Below are 20,344 nucleotides of genomic sequence, written 5' to 3' on the forward strand. Positions count from 1 at the left end.
TTTGCAGGGTGTTTTTTTATCTGCCGTCCGTTACTTTCCCGCCGGGTTCAGCTGCCTGAACCGCGCCACTTTAGCCCGGTTTCCGCACAGCGCCATGCTACACCAGCGACGACGATGCGCTTTGGTACGATCGTAAAACCACAGGATACAGGCCGGATGTTCGCAGGCACGTATCCTGCTCACATCTTCCTCGGTCAGCAACCTCGCGGCCTGTTCCGCGACCCGTCCCAGCCGCTGTGCCACAGTGCGATCCGCATAGATCTGCCGCAGTTGCAGCACACCCTCAGCGTCATTAACCAACTGTAGATGGCTGTCCGCCTCGCTGAGATAGCCATTCAGCGCCTGCGGGTCAACGGCAGCGCCCGCTTTACGCTGCTGCACCGCGTCACGAATGATCTGCCGTAACTGCCGCGCCGCCTGCAACAGCGCACCCGCTTCATAGCGGCCGTGGGGCGTATCCGGTGCCAGCCTGGCCTGCTGCAGCCACGCCTCGACATCGCCATCGGTTTGCCAGAAATCGTGCGGCTGGCCATCAACTATCGCCAGTGTATTGATGAAATCCAGCGCCGGATGATCGGCCAGAAACCACGGCCCCTGCGGGTTGAATGCTTGTTTGTCCGCCATCTTTTTATCCTGTCCCGACCCCCTTATCTGCGCTTAATGTAACCGATAAAATTACCTTTGAACAGTTACAAACCGCCGTTGTAACCAGTTAAATATATCTTTACTGGTTACATGATTGGCGCATAATGAGCTACAGGTAACCCCTAAAATTCATTTTAACAGTTACAGGAGCAGGCTATGTCGATTCAACCGCACCCGATCTCATACCGTTATCAGCAGGCCGACGGCGTTAATATTTTTTATCGTGAAGCGGGCGATCCCGCATTGCCTGCCCTGTTATTGCTGCACGGCTTCCCCACTTCCTCCCATCAGTTCCGCGATTTGATTCCGCTACTGGCCGATAAATTCCACATTATTGCCCCCGACCTGCCCGGCTTCGGCTTTACCGAAGTTCCTGCGGAACGCAATTATCATTGGTCCTTTGATGCCTTCGGCCAGACGCTGACTGCCCTGGTGGATGCTCTGGGGCTGGAACGCTATGCGATGTATGTTTTCGATTACGGTGCGCCTGCCGGGCTGCGACTGGCGCTGGCCTATCCGGAGCGCGTCAGTGGGCTGATTTCACAAAACGGCAATGCTTATCTCGAAGGATTGGGTGACGCCTGGGCGCCGGTGCGTGCTTACTGGGACGATCCGAGTGAGGCAAATGGCGAGGTGATCCGCGATGCCATCCTGACGCCGGAAGGCATTAAGTGGCAATATCTGCATGGCGTCAGCGATCCTCAGCTGATCGCGCCGGAGAGTTATACCCTCGACACGCTGTTGATGGATCGCCCCGGCAATAAAGCGATTCAGCTGGCGCTGTTTCTGGATTACGCCAGCAACCTGACGCTCTATCCCGCCTTTCAGGCCTTCTTCCGTCAGCAGCAGCTGCCGACGCTGGTGATATGGGGCAAGCACGATCCGTTCTTTATTCCACCTGGCGCCGCGGCCTGGCAGCGGGATAATCCGCAGGCGGTGGTAGAGATGCTGGAGAGCGGCCATTTTGCGCTGGAAACCCATACCGCTTACATCGCACAGCGCATCCGCGAGATGTTCAGCGCCGAGTGACCGCCGCTGTTCCCGCAGGGCAAACACGCTTACGGGAGCAGATTGATGCCGGGTTATTCATTACTGAAACGGCCCACGGTGCTGGCGGCACCCAGTGCGTGTCCTTTCAGCTGGCTTAACAGCTCGCTCTGGGTTAATCCCGCTTTTAGCTGCCCCACCGGCAGATCGGTGGCGATCAACACAAAATTATAGTGGTGAAGACCGCTGCCAGCCGGTGGACACGGCCCATAGTAATGCGCGGTGCCGGGGGTGTTTTTGCCGCCGGTATAGCCTTTGCCCTGCGTCAGCTCGCCCTGCGCAAAGGCGCTGCGCGTCGGCGCAATGTTATACGCCACCATATGCGTCACCCCCAGCCCTTTGGCACCGACCGGATCGGTGATCATCAGCGCCAGACTGCGGGTGCCGGCGGGCATGGCAGACCAGTTAAGTTGCGGTGAGATATTTTCACCGGTGCAGGAAGGATTACTTTTATTCGCACCGGCAAATTTTTTATCCAGTAGCGCATTATCGCTGAAGTCACTGGACTGCAGGGTAAATACGGATGCTGCCAGGGTGGTTGCAGGCAGCGTTGCCAGCACCATTGCACAGAGTAATTTCTTCACCAGCCACTCCTTTGTAAGGTCAGTATCAGGGTAAATTGCGGCAGATGAACGGTCCGCTGCCGAATGCTGCCGGTTAAAGCTGCCTGTTAAATATAACGGTTTTAAAAATTTTCACGGCCTTAACGCTGCTATCGAGTCGAATAGCCGCATGCCGCAGCGCTACGTTGTCCTTTGGCGCGTTAATCGTTATAAGTTAACGCTTGTGCTCCCTTATCAGTGACCGTGCGCCGCAGGGTCACCAGAAAGCAGACCTTATGCAGATCGAAGACCTTCGGATTTATGTCGCCGTCATTCATGCCGGTAACTTTACCGCCGCGGCTGACCAGTTGATGTTATCGAAGCAGTATGTAAGCCGCCGCATGGCCGCGCTGGAAGCGTCGCTTGGCGCACGGCTGCTGATTCGCAACACCCGCAAACTGTCAGTAACCGATGCCGGTTCGCTGTTTGCTCAGCACGCCCAGCGCATTCTCGATGACATTCAGGAAGCGGAGCTGGCGGTATCGGAACATCGTCAGATCCTGCGCGGCAGCTTTCGTATCAACCTGCCGATGTCATTCGGGATGAATCATCTTTCGCCGCTGATCGCCGAGTTTCTCAGCCAGCATCCGGCGCTGCAGTTCCAGATTGAACTGGCCGATCGCTATGTCGATGTGATTGGCGAAGGGGTTGATATGGCGATCCGCATCGGCGCGCTGGCCGACTCCACGCTGATTGCCCGTCCGTTAGGCGAACTGAAGCGGGTCATTTGTGGCAGCCCGGCCTATTTAGTCCGGGCCGGAACGCCACAACAGCCGGACGAGCTGCTGCAGCACGCCTGTCTGCGCTATGGTCGTGAAGGCCAGAATGGCTGGGAGTTGCAGGTCGGTGGAAAACGTAAACTGCTGGCGGTACAGGGACCGATGGTGAGCAATAACGGTGAAGTATTACGTGACGCGGCGCTGGCGGGTTTAGGGCTGGTGCTGCTGCCGGAATTTATTGTTGGTCCGGCGCTGCAGCGGGGTGAACTGGTGACGGTGCTTGAGCCGTTTCATCCGCCGTCGCTGGCGCTGAATGCGGTTTACCCGCAGCACCGTCAGCGCAGCGAAGTAAACCGTCAGTTTCTGGCCTTTTTACAGGCGCGATTGCTGGCGTAACCGCGCCTGTCAGATTAACCGTGACTCAGGGCGGCGAACACCCGCGCCACCGCAACCGCACCCGGATCGGGCACGCCGTTGAGGTTATCGCTGTTGAGATAGGACGATCGTCCCGCTTTGGCCTGGCCCATGCTGGCGGTGGCATCACTGCCCTGCTGCGCCGCTTCCGCTACCTCAGCCAGCGATTTGCCGGCAACCATCGCCTCGATAGCCGGTTGCAGCGCATCGATCAGGGTACGATCGCCCAGCTGCGCGCCGCCATACTGCTTCATTTTCTCCAGTCCCTGTTGCAGGGCAGAGGGCAACGCCTCGCCCGCTGCCAGTTGCTGCGCCGCGGCAGTAAAGAAGATCGCCATTAGCACGCCGCTGGAACCGCCCATCACCGTCGCCAGACGTTCACCGGTGACCGCCAGCAGATCGGGTAACGCGTTGAGCGGTAGCTGGTTGTCGGCACATTCGCGCTGGATCTGACGGGCACCGGCGGCGAAAGTCGATCCGGTATCGCCGTCGCCCACCTGCGCATCCAGCTGGTTCAGCTCACTTTCACAGGCGATCAGGGTTTCGCATATGATATTTACTCTGCGGGCGACCGCCGGGTTTTCCGACGGCGTGGCCGGATGTTCCGTCACCTGCTGTTCGGCCGTCACCGGCTGCAGCGCGCTCAGCCTGACGGCATTAACCCAGCCAGAGACTTCTACCGGCGCGCAAATCGCCTGCTCAAACAGCGGGGTCAGGATCATGCTGGTCACCGAAAAACCTTTCATATCCAGCGCCGTCATCAGCGGTGCAGGCCCAATCAGATAGTCGACCTGCTGGCTCAGCGGCGAGGCGATCAGATCGCGGGTTACCAGGCTCATCTCCAGCGCCGACATGCCGCCCAGATTGTTCACCAGCAGCGCCCGTGGCTGCTGCGGGTCGCCCTTCTGCATCACTTTTTCCAGCAGCAGCTGGACGATTTGCTCGCTGTTCTGGGTTTTCAGCACGTCGACGCCCGGTTCACCGTGGATACCCAGTCCCATTTCGACGCTGCCTTCCGGCACCCGCTGTGCGGTCTGCTCATCGGGCAGATGGCAGCTCGACAGCGCAACGCCCATGGTCGCGATCGCCTGGCTGGCTGATTCAGCCGCCGCGGTTACCGCCGCCAGATCGTCACCGCGCTCGGCGACAAAACCCGCGACTTTATGCACCAGCAGCGTACCGGCCACGCCGCGCGGCTGGGGATTCTCCGGCAGCGCGACATCATCGCCGACGATCACCATATTGACCTTAAAGCCGGCCTTGCGCGCTTTCTCCGCCGCCAGACCAAAGTTGAGCCGATCACCGGTGTAATTCTTGACGATTAACAGACAGCCCGCGTCTCCGGTGAGGTTGATGATAGCGTTATAAACCGCATCGACGCTGGGCGAGGCGAATACGTCGCCGCACACCGCCGCCGTCAGCATGCCTTTACCGATAAACCCGACGTGCGCTGGCTCATGGCCCGATCCGCCGCCGGAAATCAGTGCAACCTGCTGCTTTTTCCAGTCCTTACGCATCACGATACGGATCCGTGGCGCAACCGCCAGCCGTACCAGGTTTTCCCACGGACTGGCATAGATCATGCCATCCAGTGCGCTGTCGACAAGGTCATCCTTTTTGTTCATTACGAACCGGGTCATGGCTTTTCCTCTTCTGAAGGGGTCAGTTTGCTCATCACGAAGTGTTGCACAGCAAGCGGCGCTGTGGGGAATATCACCGCTTTATACGCAGAAATCAGACAGTTCGGCTGGCAACCGATCTGCACACTGTTCAGGGCCTTAGCAGGAGGGGCAAACTGATTAGGGCTTAATCCGTTGTTTTTGCCGGCGGCTCTGGTGGAGTTCTGAGACGTGATACGCAGATTCTGACGACTGAATGACGGCTGGTAACCCTGATCCTGTCACCCAGGCAGTCCGGATAACCCTTCCTGCAATGCGCAATCTGCGCGTCACCGGGCCTGCGGGCCTGCTCGCTGCACCTGAAGAAGGAGAAAAGGATGCCAGGTTGCAGAGGCTGGCGCGTCGAACGTTCTCTCTATTGGCGTCAATTCCACCAGCAAGACATCATGGCGCGGTATCTGCAACCTTGCTGCCTGCTGAGGCGGACAGCAAACGGTTATCATGCTGTGCCGCTCGGCTTAACCGGGCCTGATGTTTCGCCAGCGCGCCAGCAGGGTGAACACCCGCCGCCCGCAACGCCTGAGCCACTTTTCCCCCCTGCGGTTTCAGGCTGAAATCGCCCAGGACCCACGCCGTCATCCAGCCGTAAAACATCAGCCACAGCGCGCAGTTACTTTAGATTTTTAACGGCGTTCGACTTGATCTGGATCACAAAAATCCGCATCATGCGCAGCGAAAACCTTAATGACGCCGCGGAGATATCAATGACACTGTACCAGGGTATGCTAATTTTTTATGCCGTTGTTGCATTGGTCGCTACGCTAATCACCTTCTTTATCGCTAAAGATAAGCTGAGCATTAAACTGCTGAGCGCATTTTTAGTCGGCGCTACCTGGCCGATGAGTTTTCCGGTTGCACTGATGTTTGCCCTGTTTTAATTGACAATTTAGCCTTTGCCACCACACTCAGGTAATACGCCTCTGGCCAGCTAAGTGTGGCCACCGGACGTTTGTTTGCTCATGATAATCCCAATAAGGAGCGGATATGCGTTTTCTCAGCCTGATAATTGTGGTCACGTCCTTAACCGCCTGCAGCTCTCCCTGGGGCACTGAAAAACCGGTACCTGCCGGAGAAACCCGCCAGCAAACCTGCCAGCCAGGCAGTAACCCCAACCAAAACGACTGCGGTCATTTTCCAGAGCCTGAATTTCACTGAACCGCTGCGTCGCCACCTGCTGCATCACAATAGCCTGCAGGTGGACCAAAGCGTGACGGCGCAAATGTGAATGGATAACAAGGCTTTACTCTTCACAGCTGGGTCAGTAGAGTAGCGTCCAGACATCAAATCTGATGCGTAAGCGTTAACGTCAACCAACGCCCCCGCAGCATTGCTGCCTGTGATGATCATTCTGATGACCCCTGTTCAACAACCTGCAAAATCTCATTCGCGCTTTTCCGGCACCGCTTTTTTTCTGTTTGTTCTGCTGCTTACCGCCGCCAACCTGCGCGCACCGATCACCGCTGTTGGCCCGGTACTGCAGGATATTCGCCTGACGTTCGGCCTCAGTGCCGGTGACGCGGGCCTGTTTAACTTTATTCCGCTGATGCTGTTTGCCCTGCTGGCCCCGCTGGCGGCCTGGCTGGGCAATCGGATCGGGCTGGAGCGCAGCCTGTGGGGCGCGTTGTGCCTGATCACCGTGGGTTCGCTGCTGCGCTGGCAGCCTGCCGAAGCCGCATTATGGGGCGGAACCCTGCTGCTGAGTGCCGGCATCGCAGCGGCCAATGTGCTGCTTCCGCCGCTGATTAAGCGCGACTTCACCGCTCACACCGCCAAATATATCGGCCTTTATGCCGCCACGATGTCGATTACCGCCAGCCTGGCCTCGGGCATTGCGGTGCCGCTCAGCCAGCTGTCGGCAGCGGGCTGGCGTCTGTCGCTGGTGGTCTGGGCGCTGCCGGGCCTGGTGGCGCTGATTGCCTGGCTACCGCTGTTACGCCGTCACGTTACCACACTGCCGACCTCATCAGAGACGGTCACGCATCGTCATCCCTGGCGCTCGCCCGGCGGCTGGCAGATTGCGCTGTTTATGGCGCTGCAATCACTGGCGTTCTATACCCTGATTGACTGGTTCACGCTGTATGCTCAGGCCAGCGGCTTTAGTCAGGCGGCCGCGGGTTGGTTGCTGTTCTGGTATCAGGCGATAGCGATCGTCGCCAACCTCGGCTGTATGGTGGCGCTGAAGCGGGTGAAAGACGCGCGTCTGACCGCGTTTATCGCCTCAACCGCCATTTTCCTCGGCATGCTCGGCCTGCTGCTGTTGCCGCAGGCGGCGGTGGCGTGGCTGACGCTGGCCGGTCTGGGCGCGGGTGCTTCGCTGGTACTTTGCCTGTCATTGTTTAATCTGCGAGCCAGCAACCATCGCCAGGCCTCGCAGTTATCGGGGATGGCCCAGTGTGTCGGTTATGCGCTGGCGGCGCTCGGTCCGCTGTTTTTTGGCGTGCTGCACGATTACAGCGGTAACTGGACTTTACCGTTCACGGTGCTCACCGGACTGAGCCTGTTGCAGATGCTGCTGGCACCGCTGGCCGCTCAGTCAAAGCCCATCAGCTGAATCTGCGGTTCTGCAGGGCTCACAATGGCAAGAAATTAGCCTTGATTCGCTGGCCGCTGACACGCATCATCCGGCCAGTTTTCATTGACGGGAGAAACGTGCGTGTCTGAACTGAGTAATGAGCTGCTGCTGGAGGTGCTGGACCAGGTACGTCCTCTGGTGCATCAGGGAAAAGTGGCCGATTACATTCCGGCGCTGGCGGAGGTCGCAGCCGATCATTTAGGCATTGCCGTCTGTCTGCGCGACGGTACCCTGTATCAGGCGGGTGATGCGGAAACGCGCTTTTCGATTCAGTCGATCTCCAAAGCCCTGTCGCTGACGGTGGCGCTGACCCGCTATGACGACAGTGAAATCTGGCAGCGGGTCGGCAAAGAACCTTCGGGTCAGCCGTTTAATTCGCTGGTGCAGCTGGAGCTGGAACAGGGCAAGCCGCGTAATCCGTTTATCAACGCCGGTGCGCTGGTGATTTGCGACCTACTGGAAACCCGCCTGACCGCCCCGCGTCAGCGGATGCTGGAGATTGTGCGTCAGCTCAGTCAGCAGCCGGATATCAATTATGACCGCCACGTCGCCCGTTCTGAGTTTGAGCATTCCGCCCGCAACGCTGCCATCGCCTGGTTGATGAAATCGTTTGGCAACTTTGATAACGATGTCACCAGCGTGATGCAAACCTATTTTCACTACTGCTCACTGTCAATGAACTGTATTGAGCTGGCGCGTAGTTTCGTCTACCTGGCGAACCAGGGGCTGACGCTGGATGGCAGCCGGATGATTACGCCGCGTCAGGCGCGGCAGATTAACGCGCTGATGATCACCAGCGGCATGTATGACGGTGCGGGTGAGTTTGCCTGGCGCGTCGGGATGCCTGCCAAGTCGGGGGTTGGCGGTGGAATTATTGCGGTGATCCCCGGCGAAATGAGCATTGCAGTCTGGTCGCCGGGGCTGGACAGCGCGGGCAATTCACTGGCCGGAACTGCCGCGCTGGAGTGTCTGACCGACAAACTGGGCCGCTCAATTTTCTGAATCAGCTCACCACATTGATCGGCTGGCCGTGGCGAAAGGCCGTGAGGTTAGCAGTGATGCCCTCGACCAGATTGTGCACCCCACTCTGACTGGCCCAGGCGATATGCGGCGTCAGCAGCAAATTCGCTAAGCCGGTTTGCAGCAGCGGATTGTCGGCGGCCGGCGGTTCGCTGCTCAGGACGTCGAGCGCGGCCCCGCCGATCTGGCCCTGCCGCAGCGCCGCAGCGAGATCCGCTTCGTGAATCAGCCCGCCGCGTGCGGTATTGATCAACAGCGCCTGCGGCTTCATTTTACCCAGCGCCTCGCGGTCTATCATCTGTCGGGTCTGCTCGCTCAGGGGGCAATGCAGCGAGATGATATCGCTGCTGGCCAGCATCTGCTCAAAACTGACGTAGCCGTCACGCAACGTCGGGCTGCCTTTGCGCTCGGCGAACTGCACCTTCATGCCTAATGCCTGCGCCAGTTTTGCTACCGCCTGACCAATAGCGCCTTTGCCAACAATGCCCAGCGTCGCGCCGCCAATATCCTGAATCGGCTGACGATGAAGGCAAAAATGTTGCGCTGCTGGCCACGCCGTCCGGCTACTGCTGGCGTAATCCAGTAGCTGACGACGCAGGACAAAAATCGCCGCAATCACCCCTTCCGATACGCTCTGGGTTGAGTAACCCGGCACGTTGCTCACCACAATGCCTCGCGCCCGACAGGCATCGAGATCGATACAGTCGTAACCGGTCGCGGCAACGCAGATAAAGCGCAGCGCCGGCAGTTGCTCAAGCGTGGCCGCCCGCAGCGGCACTTTGTTGGTGATGGCTACCGTGGCGTCTTTCAGCGCGCTCACGATGGCGTTTTCCGCAGTATGCTCCCGCACCTGCCAGTCTGTGCAGCCCGGCAGCGCGGGCAACGGAACCGGTAACGTGGCCCCATCCAGCATCACAATTTTCATTTTTCATCCTTTTTGACAGCAATAAACGCAGCCGACCCGCTTCTGGCGCGCAACAATGTTAGCCTTATGTATTTCCAGAGTAACAAACAGGTTAAATGACAGCAGAATTAAAGTGAATATGTTCAAACTGTGCGAAATTTTTCAGAATTTATGCCACTTTCTTTAACCCTTTTATCCCCTTCGCGTTACACTGCCGCCCTGAATTCTGACCGATTATTCTGATGTAAATCATGCAAACACCCGCCTGCCGACAACGACTCACCGCCAGTATTGCGATCCTGGCCGTGCTGCTGTTGTTTGTTGCGCCGATGGTGTCAAAAAACCTGGCGGAACATCACGCCAGTCTGCAGCGCCTCTCCGCCATCAGTGGCGAGATGCCGATGATGACGCATCACGGTGAGATGCCGATGATGGATCATCACAGCGAGATGCCGATGGCCGGCCATGAGATGATGGCGCCCGGTTTCGCCTGCGGCTACTGCGATTTACTGATTCATGTTCCGCTGATGTTATGGGTGTTTATCCCGTTCATCTGGTGGATGTGCCTGATCTCCCGGGCACCGCCACCGCCCGCCACCGCTCCACCCCGGCGGCGACGTTCTCTGCGCACCCATCGTCCGCGTGCGCCCCCGCGGCTGGCGTAAACCTCACTGTTTTTTGACCTGTACTTCTTACGCGTTACGGCGTCAGAAGCTTTGTCCTGTCTTTTGAAAAGTGTGGAATGCTATGTCCTCTATTCAGGAAACCACCGCTGCGCCGCGCGGCGCAGTGTTAAATCTGTTTCGCCGCCTGCATTTTTATATTGGCCTGTTTATCGCGCCGTTTATTTTTGTCGCCGCGCTGACCGGTACGCTCTACGTTCTGACGCCGCAGATTGAGCAGGCGATCTACCATGACGCCTTAACCACTGACGCACAGGGCGTGGCGAAACCGCTGTCGGCGCAGATCGCCGCAGCCCGCCAGCGTGCCGGTGAAAACGCGCGCATCTATGCGGTTCGTCCGGCACCGGGTCCGCAGGAGACCACCCGGGTGCAGTTCACCGGGCGCGACCTCGGCCCGTCGGAATCGCGTTCACTGTTTATCGATCCCTATACCCTGCAGGTGAAGGGTGACATGACGGTTTACGGCACCAGCGGGGTATTGCCGCTGCGGATGTGGCTCGATCAGCTGCACCGCGGCTTACTGTTAGGTGATTTCGGCCGCAACTACAGTGAACTGGCCGCCTCCTGGCTGTGGGTAGCGGCACTCGGCGGGGTGGTGTTATGGCTCGGCACCCGACCTCGCCGTTCCGCCAGAAAACCGCGCCGGGGAGTTACCGCTCTGCGTCACTGGCACGTTACGCTGGGACTGGTGCTGGCGGTCGGGCTGGTGTTCTTCTCGGTTACCGGACTGACCTGGTCGCAGTGGGCAGGCAATAATATTGAAAAAATGCGCAGCGATCTCGGCTGGATGACGCCGCAGGTCACTACCGCGCTGAACGGTGACGCACCGGCAGTCCCGGCCGATCCGCACGCTGACCATCGCGGCAGCGGCGAGGGCATGACCATGGGCGATATGGCGATGCCGGCCCGAAAAGCCGCGCCCGCGCTGCCAAATCAGCCGGACGGCAACTGGGATCGCGCACTCAACGCCGCGCGGCAAGCCGGTCTGCACGCCAGCAAGCTGGAGTTACGTCAGCCGAAAGCCCCCAATCAGGCATGGACCATCTCTGAGATTGATCGCAGCTGGCCGAGTCAGGTCGATGCAGTTTCGATTAATCCCAACGATTTTAGTCTGGTTGATCGGGTGGAGTTCGCTCATTTCCCACTGGTGGCAAAACTGACCCGCTGGGGGGTCGATGCCCATATGGGCGTGCTGTTTGGCCTGCCGAACCAGCTGATTCTGGCGCTGTTCGGTTTTGGTCTGTGCGCAATGATCGTGCTGGGCTACCGCATGTGGTGGATACGCCGTCCCGCGGTGCCGCAGCTCAGCCCGTCGCAAACGCTGTTGTCAGCCTGGCTGGCGCTGCCGCGTTACGGTCAGGGTGCCAGTCTGATTGTGGCGCTGGCGCTGGGCTATGCCTTGCCGCTGATGGGGATTAGCCTGCTGGTGCTGGTGCTGCTGGATATTCAGCGCTGGCGTCGTGCGCAGCGCAGCGCCGAACGGCGGGTTGATACCGCGCCGGATAAACAGTCACCGCTGGCGATTATTCAGTCACGCTTTGCGGTTAAACGTAAAGAGATGCGCTATTTCCTGCGTAGCGTGACGGTGCTGGCGCTGATTGTGATTACCGTGATGGCAAATGCGATGATTGGCGGAGTGATCGATCAGTATCAGATCCCGTTCAGCAGCTGGTCGCTGACCATGTACATCACCCAGGCGATGATGATCCTGCTTTACTCCACGGTGTTTACCGGCCTGTTATCCATTCCGCTGTGGTATTTCTTCCTGGGCGAAAGCGACGAACAAGGTAAGTAAAGCGCCCTGCCCGCTCTTCCGGCGGGCAGGCTGTTATTCAAATTAACTGACGAGGCCCGGCAAATCTGCCGGCTTCTCATTCCCGGCGTAACGGTTATCATCGTTATCATTGATCCCCTGATGAAAGAGTAAATCATGAACATCGTGCGAGCGAATCCTGAACAACTGTTTGAGTACGGCCCTTTTACCGTACGCCGCCAGCGGCCAGGCGAGAGCTTAAGCCCGCTGGTCAGCGTTGACCTGATGACGCTGAAACTCGATGCACGCATTCCGATGCAGCAACATCGCGATGAAGAGGTCTTTACCTATCTGTGGCGCGGTTCAATGCGTCATCAGGACAGCAATGGCGAAAGCACCTCACTCTCCGCGAAACGGGTGATGCTGGTGAACGCCGGCGATGGCGTGCAGTACGAAGAGTCGGTTCCGCTGTACGAAGCAGAACTGTTGCAGGCGGTGATCCGACCAGCTCAGCGCGGCGGTGAAGGTATGACACAGGTGCTGGAACGTGACCAGGGCATTATGGCCAACGGCTGGACTGAACTGGCGGGGCCGGAAACCTCTGACGCGCCGCTGGAACTGCGGCAGGATGCCTTTATCTACGACGCCCTGCTGGAGCGAGGCCATACGCTTGAGGTGCCATCGCTGCCCGGTTTTGTCGCTTACATTACCGTGCTGGAAGGCGTGATTCGGATCGGTGAGGAGCGGCTGTCGCGCGGTGACGCGGTCAGCGGCGTGGATGAAAGCATGGAAATTGTCGGCGATCGCGACGCCAATCTGATCTGCTTCCTGATCAAACCTGACAGCGTGCAATAACAATGCGCGGGAACCTTTCCCGCGCCATTTATCGGCTGCTTTGATCTTCTGCTATTGCGCCCGTTGCTGCTGCATCGCCTTTACCCGCTTAAATGCATGTTTAAACTGACGCACATCGTCGAGCAGCCAGTGACGCTGGGTCAGGGGCGCGTCATCCAGCGACTGCGGCAGCGGCACGCCGGCCAGCGATCCACGACAGCAAAACGCACGCGCCAGCGTCGGTGTTTCGATGCCGATATACTGCGCAAATTCAGGTAATGTCATTAATGCTGTAGTCATTTCCAACCTCCTGAACAAAATACCAGTCTGCATTTTTGGTCCATTTCTTACCGGCATTTATTGATCTGAAACAAGGATGTGTTACTAATCATCTGCCTGCTAATGAAATTATTTGTGATGCCCACCGCAAACAGACAACGAAGTGAGGAATATCGTGCACCGTTATGGATTGATGAGTCTGCTATTTGTTTCAGCCTTGAGTTGCGCACATACTCTGGTGCCCGGTCAGCCCGTTCCCTCGGTTTATATTGCCGATAAAGGCGAAATGGTGATTGATCAGGGCGATGTGAATTATCAGCGCTGGAATAGCCAGACCCTGACCGGCAAAGTCAGATTAATTATTCATGTCGCGGGACGTCTGTCGGCCAAAGAGCAGAGCGCGGGATTAATCGAGGCCATTCAGCAGGCGAATTTACCGCATCAGGGTTTCCAGACCACCACCATCGTCAATACCGATGATGCCCTGCCCGGCAGCAGCCTGTTTGTGGTTCGCAGTATCGCAGCCAGCAAAAAAGCGGCACCGTGGCAGCAGTTTATTATTGATAATAGCGGCGTAACGGCGCACAGCTGGCAGCTAAAACCGGGCAACGCGGCGGTAGCGGTGATTGATCGCCAGGGCATTGTCCGTTTCGCTAAAGATGGCGCATTAAGCGCTGATGAGGTGGCCGGAATAATCAGTCAACTACGCAGCTTACTCGGATAATTCAGGCTGAATCAGGCGACGATTCACGATGAAAATTCAGGTAAAGAAACGCTGAATGCTGCTGAATTGCCCAACTTTTTCCCGATCCTCAACTATTATTGTTTGAATGGATTGACCCGCCGTTCTTTGAAAACCTGCCAACTATGCTATGGCAGCCGGGGACGATTATTAAAGATGGCATCGAATAATTTCGACCTGCTGTGAATTCCTCTGTAGATAAGGACAGCCTTAATGACGGTCTGCGCAGAAAAACACGTCAATTCCATCCACAGCGAAGCAGCAAACCTGTTGAATGATATTGAACAACGGCTCGACTCTTTATTGCCGGTTGAAGGTGAACGTGATTTTGTCGGTGCGGCAATGCGCGAAGGCGCGCTGGCACCGGGTAAACGTATTCGTCCGATGTTGCTGCTGCTGGCGGCCCGCGATCTGGGCTGTGACGCAAGTCCGGACGGCTTGCTGGATCTCGCCTGTGCGGTAGAGATGGTCCACGCCGCTTCGCTTATTCTGGATGATATGCCCTGCATGGATGACGCGCAGATGCGGCGCGGACGCCCCACCATCCACTGCCAGTATGGCGAACACGTGGCGATTCTGGCGGCGGTCGCGCTGCTGAGTAAAGCCTTTGGGGTGATTGCGACCGCTGAGAGCCTGTCTGCCAGCGCCAGAACCCAGGCGGTGAGCGAGCTTTCTCACGCCATTGGCATGCAGGGGCTGGTGCAGGGCCAGTTTAAAGATCTCTCAGAAGGGGATAAACCGCGCAGCGCTGACGCTATTCTGATGACCAATCACTTTAAAACCAGCACCCTGTTCTGCGCCTCAATGCAGATGGCGTCGATTGCCGCCGGCGCTTCGGATGACGTGCGCGAACAGCTGCACCGCTTTTCGCTTAATCTCGGCCAGGCGTTTCAGCTGCTGGACGATTTAACCGATGGCATGAGCGATACCGGAAAGGATTGTAACCAGGATGCCGGTAAATCGACGCTGGTCAATTTGCTGGGAGCCCAGGCGGTGGAAAACCGTCTGCGCGACCATTTGCGTTGCGCCAGTGAACATCTTTTACTGGCCTGCCAGGACGGCTATGCCACTCAACATTTCATTCAGGCCTGGTTTGAGAAAAAACTCGCTGCCGTCAGTTAAGGATGCTGCATGAGCCACTTTGCGGTGATTGCGCCGCCTTTCTTCAGCCATGTTCGCGCGCTTCAGCATCTTAGCCAGGCCCTGATCGCACGTGGCCATCGCGTGACGTTTATCCAGCAGATCGACGTTAAGGCGTTACTGAGCGACAGCAACATCGGTTTCTTCCCGCTGGGATTAGCCAGCCATCCGGCCGGCAGCCTGGCGCAGACGCTGCAACTGGCAGCGCATCCGCTCGGTCCGTCGATGCTGAAACTGATCAACGAAATGGCCCGTACCAGCGATATGCTGTGCCGCGAGCTGCCGGTGGTGCTTAACACGCTGGCGGTCGATGGGGTGATCGTCGATCAGATGGAGCCTGCTGGCGCACTGGCAGCGGAAGCGCTGGATCTGCCTTATGTCTCGGTCGCCTGCGCCCTGCCGCTCAACCGTGAAGCTGATTTCCCGCTGGCGGTGATGCCGTTTGACTATGGCACCCGCGATGCGGCCCTGGAGCGTTATCGCGCCAGTGAAAAAATTTATGACTGGCTGATGCGCCGTCATGACCGGGTTATCGCCCAAAATGCCCATGCGCTGGGACTGGCACCGCGGGAAAAACTGCACCAATGTTTCTCCCCACTGGCACAGATTAGCCAGCTGATCCCGGCGTTCGACTTTCCGCGCAAGGCGTTGCCGGATCATTTTCACGCGGTCGGGCCACTGCGCGCCATCCAGCCAGTGTCGTCTTCTGCGCCGCGCTACTTTCCACACGGCGATAAGCCGCGCGTTTTCGCTTCGCTCGGCACGCTGCAGGGACACCGTTACGGCCTGTTCAAAACCATCGTCCGCGCCTGTCAGGAACTGGATGCTCAGCTGCTGCTGGCACACTGCGGTCGCCTGACGCCGTTTCAGGCGGCCAGGCTGGCACGCGCCAGCCAGACGCAGGTAGTGGATTTTGCCGATCAGGCGGCGGCGCTTGCGCAGGCCGATCTGGCGATTACCCACGGCGGCATGAATACCGTGCTGGATGCTATTCAGCATCTGACGCCGCTGCTGGCGATCCCGCTGGCCTTTGATCAGCCTGGCGTGGCCGCGCGCATTGTCTATCACGGCGTAGGACGTCGTGCCTCACGCTTCACCACCAGCCATGCCATGACGCGGCAGCTGCAGGCGCTGCTGGATGACGACAGCTACCGGCAGCAGATGGCCCGGATGCGCAACGCCGTTGCCGAAGCGGGTGGCAGCGCGCTGGCGGCAGAGATTGTTGAGCAGGCGGTGCTGACCCGCAAACCCGTGCTGACCCGGAGGGAGTATGCCGCCGTATGATCTGATTCTGGTCGGCGCCGGCCTGGCCAATGGCTTAATTGCCCTGCGCCTGCGCCAGCAACATCCGTCGCTGCGCATTCTGCTGATAGATGCAGAGCATCAGCCGGGTGCCGGACACACCTGGTCGTTCCACGCCGAGGATCTCAGCGAAACCCAGCACCGCTGGATCGCCCCGCTGGTGGTTCATCACTGGCCGGGTTATCAGGTCCGTTTTCCGCGCCGCACCCGCAGCCTCAACAGCGGTTACTTCTGCGTCACGGCTGAACGTTTCGCCAGGGTGATGCACGATCGTTTTCAACAGGACCTGATGCTGAACACCCGGGTTGAAAGCGTTGCCTCGCGGTCAGTGACGCTGGCCGATGGCCGGATGCTGAAGGCCAGCGCGGTGATCGACGGTCGGGGTTATCAGCCGGATGCAGCGCTACGCATGGGATTTCAGGCGTTTGTCGGACAGGAGTGGCAGCTAAGTCAGCCGCACGGCCTGACCACACCGATCATCATGGATGCGACGGTTGATCAACAGGCGGGCTATCGCTTCGTCTACAGCCTGCCGTTTTCAGCCGACACCTTACTGATTGAAGATACTCACTATATTGATGACGCCACGCTGAGCGCCGATCGCGCCCGGCAGAATATCCGCGACTATGCCGATCGCCACGGCTGGCAGTTAACGCGACTGCTGCGAGAAGAACAGGGTGCGCTACCGATTACCCTGACCGGTGACATTGATGCCTTCTGGCAACAGCGCGATCTGCCGTGCAGCGGGTTACGCGCCGGTCTGTTCCATCCCACCACCGGATATTCATTACCGCTGGCGGTGGCGCTGGCCGAACGGCTATCGCAGATGACCACCTTTAATTCCGATACTCTGCACGCCACGATTCAGCACTTCGCCAGCCAGACATGGCAGCAGCAACGCTTCTTTCGCATGCTGAATCGGATGCTGTTTCTGGCCGGTCCGGCCGAGGGGCGCTGGCAGGTGATGCAGCGCTTTTACGGCCTGCCCGAGGACCTGATTGCCCGCTTTTATGCGGGAAAACTCACTTTGCCTGATCGGCTGCGCATTTTAAGCGGCAAGCCGCCAGTTCCCGTACTGGCGGCGTTACAGGCTGTTATGACTCCTCACCGTCAACAGGCGATGCAATGAAAAGAACCACAGTAATTGGTGCAGGCTTTGGTGGCCTGGCGCTGGCAATCCGCCTGCAGGCCGCAGGTATTCCCACCAGGCTGCTGGAACAGCGCGATAAGCCAGGCGGTCGCGCTTATGTTTATCAGGATCAGGGTTTCACTTTTGACGCTGGCCCGACGGTGATCACCGATCCCAGCGCGATTGAAGAGCTGTTCACCCTGGCGGGCAAAAAACTGTCCGACTACGTTGAACTGCTGCCGGTAAAACCGTTTTATCGCCTGTGCTGGGAATCCGGCAAGGTGTTCAGCTACGACAATGACCAGCCGGCGCTTGAGGCGCAAATCACCGCTTTTAATCCGCGCGACGTTGAAGGCTACCGCCGCTTTCTGGCCTACTCACGCGCGGTGTTTGCCGAGGGTTACCTCAGGCTCGGTACCGTGCCGTTTTTATCATTCCGCGATATGCTTCGCGCCGCGCCACAGCTGGCTAAACTGCAGGCGTGGCGCAGTGTTTATAGCAAAGTCGCGAGCTACATCGAAGATGAACACCTGCGCCAGGCGTTCTCTTTTCACTCGCTACTGGTTGGCGGTAACCCGTTTGCCACCTCGTCGATTTATACCCTGATTCATGCGCTGGAGCGCGAATGGGGTGTCTGGTTCCCACGCGGCGGCACCGGCGCACTGGTGCAGGGCATGGTGAAACTGTTTGAGGATCTGGGCGGTGAAGTGGAGCTGAACGCCAGAGTGGCGCGGCTCGAAACCCAGGATAACAGCATTGCCGCGGTACATCTGCAGGATGGCCGGGTGTTCCCGACCACTGCCGTCGCCTCCAATGCTGACGTGGTGCATACCTATCTCGATCTGCTGAGTCAGCACCCGGCCTCCGCCGCACAGGGCCGGACGCTGCAGGGCAAAAGAATGAGTAACTCGCTGTTTGTGCTCTACTTCGGTCTTAATCATCATCATGATCAGCTCGCCCACCACACCGTTTGCTTCGGCCCGCGCTACCGCGAGTTAATCGACGAGATCTTCAATCGGGACGCGCTGGCTGATGACTTTTCACTCTATCTGCATGCCCCGTGCGTCACCGATCCGTCGCTGGCCCCGCCGGGTTGCGGCAGCTACTACGTGCTGGCGCCGGTGCCGCATCTCGGCACCGCCAATATTGACTGGGCGGTTGAGGGTCCGCGGCTGCGCGATCGCATTTTTGACTATCTTGAGCAGCATTATATGCCGGGCCTGCGCAGCCAGCTGGTGACCCATCGGATGTTCACGCCGTTTGATTTCCGCGATGAGCTGAATGCTTATCAGGGATCGGCTTTCTCAGTGGAACCGATTCTGACCCAGAGCGCCTGGTTCCGGCCGCACAACCGCGATAAGCACATCGACAACCTCTATCTGGTGGGCGCAGGGACACATCCCGGTGCCGGCATTCCCGGCGTGATAGGTTCGGCTAAAGCAACCGCAGGTTTAATGCTGGAGGATCTGGCTTGAATAATGCGTCATTACTCGATCATGCCGTAGAAACCATGGAGGTGGGTTCGAAAAGCTTCGCTACCGCCTCGAAATTGTTTGATGCCAAAACCCGGCGCAGCGTGCTGATGCTGTACGCCTGGTGCCGCCACTGTGATGACGTGATTGACGATCAGCAGCTGGGTTTCAGCACCGATTCCCCCTCGCTGCAATCACCCGAGCAGCGGCTGGCACAGCTGGAGATGAAAACACGCCAGGCCTATGCCGGTTCGCAGATGCACGAACCGGCATTTGCCGCTTTTCAGGAGGTGGCAATGGCGCACGATATCCTGCCCGCGTACGCCTTCGATCACCTGGCTGGTTTTGCGATGGATGTGCGTGGCGCACGTTATCTGACGCTGGATGATACCCTGCGCTACTGCTATCACGTGGCGGGTGTGGTGGGTTTGATGATGGCGCAGATTATGGGAGTGCGCGATAACGCCACCCTGGATCGCGCCTGCGATCTGGGTCTCGCCTTTCAGCTGACTAATATTGCGCGTGACATCGTCGACGATGCGCAAGTGGGACGCTGTTATCTGCCGGCGACCTGGCTGGCAGAAGAGGGATTGACGACCGAAAACCTGGCCGCGCCTGAACATCGTCCGGCCCTGAGCCGGGTTGCCCGACGGCTGGTGCAGCACGCCGAACCCTATTATCACTCAGCCACGGCGGGCCTGACTGGATTACCGTTGCGCTCGGCATGGGCGATTGCCACGGCGAAGCAGGTTTATCGTAAGATTGGCATGAAGGTTGATGAAGCGGGTCAACAGGCGTGGGATCAACGTCAGTCCACCAGCACACCCGAGAAACTGGCGCTGCTGGTGTCGGCCTCAGGCCAGGCGATTACTTCCCGGCTGGCGCGTCATGCTCCTCGTCCCGCTCATCTCTGGCAGCGCCCGCTTTAGCGCCGTGCCGTTCGCGCAGCGTCGCCTGCAGCTTTGACAGCGGCGGCGCGTAGAGGAAGCCAAACGAGACACAGCCCTCTTTACCGCGCACCGCATGATGCATCCGGTGCGCCATATAGAGACGGCGGAAATAGCCGCGACGTGGAATGTAGCGGAACGGCCAGCGCTGATGTACCAGTCCGTCGTGCACCATGAAATAGAGCAGGCCATAAACCGTCATCCCGGCACCAATCCACTGCAGCGGCCAGACGCCAACGCTGCCGAGATAGATCAGTAGAATCGCCAGTCCGGCAAACAACACCGCATAGAGATCGTTCAGTTCAAACCAGCCCTTGTGCGGCTCGTGATGTGACAGATGCCAGCCCCAACCCCAGCCATGCATGATATATCTGTGCGCCAGCGCAGCCGTTATCTCCATTCCGATAACGGTGGCCAGAACAATCAGGGCATTCCAAATCCACAACATAGTTTCTCCTGAA

The 20,344-nt window shown here is 58.4% G+C and carries 21 protein-coding genes; 14 read left to right on the forward strand and 7 right to left on the reverse strand.

The window, feature by feature from the left end; all coding sequences use genetic code 11:
* Positions 1-30: 30 nt before the first annotated feature.
* Positions 31-624, reverse strand: a complete 594-nt coding sequence (locus AC6I8I_RS22770) for a CGNR zinc finger domain-containing protein (RefSeq protein WP_497828757.1) — start codon at positions 622-624, stop codon at positions 31-33.
* Positions 625-801: 177 nt separating this feature from the next.
* Here AC6I8I_RS22770 and AC6I8I_RS22775 point away from each other — a divergent pair, with 177 nt between their 5' ends.
* On the forward strand, positions 802-1,674 hold the full coding sequence (locus tag AC6I8I_RS22775; protein WP_497828758.1) for an alpha/beta fold hydrolase: 873 nt from the start codon (positions 802-804) through the stop codon (positions 1,672-1,674).
* Positions 1,675-1,727: 53 nt separating this feature from the next.
* Here AC6I8I_RS22775 and AC6I8I_RS22780 read toward each other — a convergent pair whose 3' ends face one another.
* Entirely contained in the window at positions 1,728-2,276 is a 549-nt protein-coding gene (locus AC6I8I_RS22780; RefSeq protein ID WP_312757661.1) for a YbhB/YbcL family Raf kinase inhibitor-like protein, read from the reverse strand.
* A 254-nt stretch (positions 2,277-2,530) separates the two neighbouring features.
* Between AC6I8I_RS22780 and AC6I8I_RS22785 the strand changes: the two genes are divergently transcribed.
* Complete coding sequence (locus AC6I8I_RS22785; protein ID WP_312056411.1) at positions 2,531-3,409, forward strand: LysR family transcriptional regulator; 879 nt, start codon at positions 2,531-2,533, stop codon at positions 3,407-3,409.
* Positions 3,410-3,423: 14 nt separating this feature from the next.
* Here AC6I8I_RS22785 and AC6I8I_RS22790 read toward each other — a convergent pair whose 3' ends face one another.
* On the reverse strand, positions 3,424-5,067 hold the full coding sequence (locus tag AC6I8I_RS22790; protein ID WP_312056409.1) for a dihydroxyacetone kinase subunit DhaK: 1,644 nt from the start codon (positions 5,065-5,067) through the stop codon (positions 3,424-3,426).
* Positions 5,068-5,490: 423 nt separating this feature from the next.
* Positions 5,491-5,685, reverse strand: a complete 195-nt coding sequence (locus AC6I8I_RS22795) for a hypothetical protein (RefSeq protein ID WP_312056408.1) — start codon at positions 5,683-5,685, stop codon at positions 5,491-5,493.
* Between the two features lie 125 nt (positions 5,686-5,810).
* On the opposite strand from AC6I8I_RS22795, the gene AC6I8I_RS22800 reads away from it, so the two are divergent.
* The 3 genes from AC6I8I_RS22800 (at position 5,811) to glsB (ending at position 8,680) form a co-directional block, all read left to right on the forward strand.
* On the forward strand, positions 5,811-5,984 hold the full coding sequence (locus AC6I8I_RS22800; protein WP_008924737.1) for a GhoT/OrtT family toxin: 174 nt from the start codon (positions 5,811-5,813) through the stop codon (positions 5,982-5,984).
* A gap of 473 nt (positions 5,985-6,457) precedes the next feature.
* Positions 6,458-7,657, forward strand: coding sequence for a CynX/NimT family MFS transporter (locus AC6I8I_RS22805; RefSeq protein WP_312056407.1), 1,200 nt, complete (start codon positions 6,458-6,460; stop codon positions 7,655-7,657).
* 102 nt (positions 7,658-7,759) lie between these two features.
* A complete protein-coding gene (gene glsB, locus AC6I8I_RS22810; RefSeq protein WP_312056406.1) occupies positions 7,760-8,680 on the forward strand; it encodes a glutaminase B in 921 nt (306 codons plus the stop codon).
* A gap of 1 nt (position 8,681) precedes the next feature.
* On the opposite strand, the gene AC6I8I_RS22815 is transcribed toward glsB, so the two are convergent.
* Positions 8,682-9,623: a D-2-hydroxyacid dehydrogenase gene (locus AC6I8I_RS22815; protein ID WP_312056405.1), complete on the reverse strand. Its 942-nt coding sequence runs from the start codon at positions 9,621-9,623 to the stop codon at positions 8,682-8,684.
* A gap of 230 nt (positions 9,624-9,853) precedes the next feature.
* On the opposite strand from AC6I8I_RS22815, the gene AC6I8I_RS22820 reads away from it, so the two are divergent.
* The 3 genes from AC6I8I_RS22820 (at position 9,854) to AC6I8I_RS22830 (ending at position 12,893) form a co-directional block, all read left to right on the forward strand.
* Entirely contained in the window at positions 9,854-10,267 is a 414-nt protein-coding gene (locus AC6I8I_RS22820; protein ID WP_312056404.1) for a DUF2946 domain-containing protein, read from the forward strand.
* Between the two features lie 82 nt (positions 10,268-10,349).
* Positions 10,350-12,080, forward strand: a complete 1,731-nt coding sequence (locus AC6I8I_RS22825) for a DUF2534 family protein (RefSeq protein ID WP_312056403.1) — start codon at positions 10,350-10,352, stop codon at positions 12,078-12,080.
* Positions 12,081-12,215: 135 nt separating this feature from the next.
* Positions 12,216-12,893, forward strand: coding sequence for a pirin family protein (locus AC6I8I_RS22830; protein WP_312056402.1), 678 nt, complete (start codon positions 12,216-12,218; stop codon positions 12,891-12,893).
* Positions 12,894-12,944: 51 nt separating this feature from the next.
* Here AC6I8I_RS22830 and AC6I8I_RS22835 read toward each other — a convergent pair whose 3' ends face one another.
* Positions 12,945-13,172, reverse strand: a complete 228-nt coding sequence (locus tag AC6I8I_RS22835) for a hypothetical protein (RefSeq protein WP_312056401.1) — start codon at positions 13,170-13,172, stop codon at positions 12,945-12,947.
* Between the two features lie 172 nt (positions 13,173-13,344).
* Between AC6I8I_RS22835 and AC6I8I_RS22840 the strand changes: the two genes are divergently transcribed.
* From AC6I8I_RS22840 to crtB, 6 genes are all read left to right on the forward strand, one after another.
* Complete coding sequence (locus AC6I8I_RS22840) at positions 13,345-13,875, forward strand: YtfJ family protein (protein WP_312056400.1); 531 nt, start codon at positions 13,345-13,347, stop codon at positions 13,873-13,875.
* Between the two features lie 231 nt (positions 13,876-14,106).
* Positions 14,107-15,015, forward strand: coding sequence for a polyprenyl synthetase family protein (locus tag AC6I8I_RS22845; protein WP_312056398.1), 909 nt, complete (start codon positions 14,107-14,109; stop codon positions 15,013-15,015).
* A gap of 9 nt (positions 15,016-15,024) precedes the next feature.
* Entirely contained in the window at positions 15,025-16,317 is a 1,293-nt protein-coding gene (locus AC6I8I_RS22850) for a glycosyltransferase (RefSeq protein WP_312056397.1), read from the forward strand.
* Complete coding sequence (gene crtY, locus AC6I8I_RS22855; protein ID WP_312056396.1) at positions 16,304-17,464, forward strand: lycopene beta-cyclase CrtY; 1,161 nt, start codon at positions 16,304-16,306, stop codon at positions 17,462-17,464. Before AC6I8I_RS22850 ends, crtY begins: the two co-directional genes overlap by 14 nt.
* Positions 17,461-18,939, forward strand: coding sequence for a phytoene desaturase (locus AC6I8I_RS22860; protein WP_312056395.1), 1,479 nt, complete (start codon positions 17,461-17,463; stop codon positions 18,937-18,939). The genes crtY and AC6I8I_RS22860 overlap by 4 nt, the downstream gene beginning before the upstream one ends.
* On the forward strand, positions 18,936-19,865 hold the full coding sequence (crtB, locus tag AC6I8I_RS22865) for a 15-cis-phytoene synthase CrtB (RefSeq protein ID WP_312056394.1): 930 nt from the start codon (positions 18,936-18,938) through the stop codon (positions 19,863-19,865). The genes AC6I8I_RS22860 and crtB overlap by 4 nt, the downstream gene beginning before the upstream one ends.
* Here the strand turns inward: crtB and AC6I8I_RS22870 are convergent.
* Positions 19,804-20,331 (reverse strand): sterol desaturase family protein, encoded by a 528-nt coding sequence (locus AC6I8I_RS22870; protein WP_312056393.1) that lies wholly within the window; start codon positions 20,329-20,331, stop codon positions 19,804-19,806. The two genes, crtB and AC6I8I_RS22870, sit on opposite strands and share 62 nt — an antisense overlap.
* Between the last annotated feature and the right edge of the window lie 13 nt (positions 20,332-20,344).

The organism is Pantoea sp. X-Soil-YNGN-775, from assembly GCF_059730575.1.

Coding starts and splice junctions, on each gene's coding strand:
- AC6I8I_RS22770 (WP_497828757.1), bottom strand. CDS start 624: ATGGCGGACAAACAAGCATTCAACCCGCAGGGGCCGTGGTTTCTGGCC.
- AC6I8I_RS22775 (WP_497828758.1), top strand. CDS start 802: ATGTCGATTCAACCGCACCCGATCTCATACCGTTATCAGCAGGCCGAC.
- AC6I8I_RS22785 (WP_312056411.1), top strand. CDS start 2,531: ATGCAGATCGAAGACCTTCGGATTTATGTCGCCGTCATTCATGCCGGT.
- AC6I8I_RS22790 (WP_312056409.1), bottom strand. CDS start 5,067: ATGACCCGGTTCGTAATGAACAAAAAGGATGACCTTGTCGACAGCGCA.
- AC6I8I_RS22795 (WP_312056408.1), bottom strand. CDS start 5,685: ATGACGGCGTGGGTCCTGGGCGATTTCAGCCTGAAACCGCAGGGGGGA.
- AC6I8I_RS22800 (WP_008924737.1), top strand. CDS start 5,811: ATGACACTGTACCAGGGTATGCTAATTTTTTATGCCGTTGTTGCATTG.
- AC6I8I_RS22805 (WP_312056407.1), top strand. CDS start 6,458: ATGACCCCTGTTCAACAACCTGCAAAATCTCATTCGCGCTTTTCCGGC.
- AC6I8I_RS22815 (WP_312056405.1), bottom strand. CDS start 9,623: ATGAAAATTGTGATGCTGGATGGGGCCACGTTACCGGTTCCGTTGCCC.
- AC6I8I_RS22820 (WP_312056404.1), top strand. CDS start 9,854: ATGCAAACACCCGCCTGCCGACAACGACTCACCGCCAGTATTGCGATC.
- AC6I8I_RS22825 (WP_312056403.1), top strand. CDS start 10,350: ATGTCCTCTATTCAGGAAACCACCGCTGCGCCGCGCGGCGCAGTGTTA.
- AC6I8I_RS22830 (WP_312056402.1), top strand. CDS start 12,216: ATGAACATCGTGCGAGCGAATCCTGAACAACTGTTTGAGTACGGCCCT.
- AC6I8I_RS22835 (WP_312056401.1), bottom strand. CDS start 13,172: ATGACTACAGCATTAATGACATTACCTGAATTTGCGCAGTATATCGGC.
- AC6I8I_RS22840 (WP_312056400.1), top strand. CDS start 13,345: ATGAGTCTGCTATTTGTTTCAGCCTTGAGTTGCGCACATACTCTGGTG.
- AC6I8I_RS22845 (WP_312056398.1), top strand. CDS start 14,107: ATGACGGTCTGCGCAGAAAAACACGTCAATTCCATCCACAGCGAAGCA.
- AC6I8I_RS22850 (WP_312056397.1), top strand. CDS start 15,025: ATGAGCCACTTTGCGGTGATTGCGCCGCCTTTCTTCAGCCATGTTCGC.
- crtY (WP_312056396.1), top strand. CDS start 16,304: ATGCCGCCGTATGATCTGATTCTGGTCGGCGCCGGCCTGGCCAATGGC.
- AC6I8I_RS22860 (WP_312056395.1), top strand. CDS start 17,461: ATGAAAAGAACCACAGTAATTGGTGCAGGCTTTGGTGGCCTGGCGCTG.
- AC6I8I_RS22870 (WP_312056393.1), bottom strand. CDS start 20,331: ATGTTGTGGATTTGGAATGCCCTGATTGTTCTGGCCACCGTTATCGGA.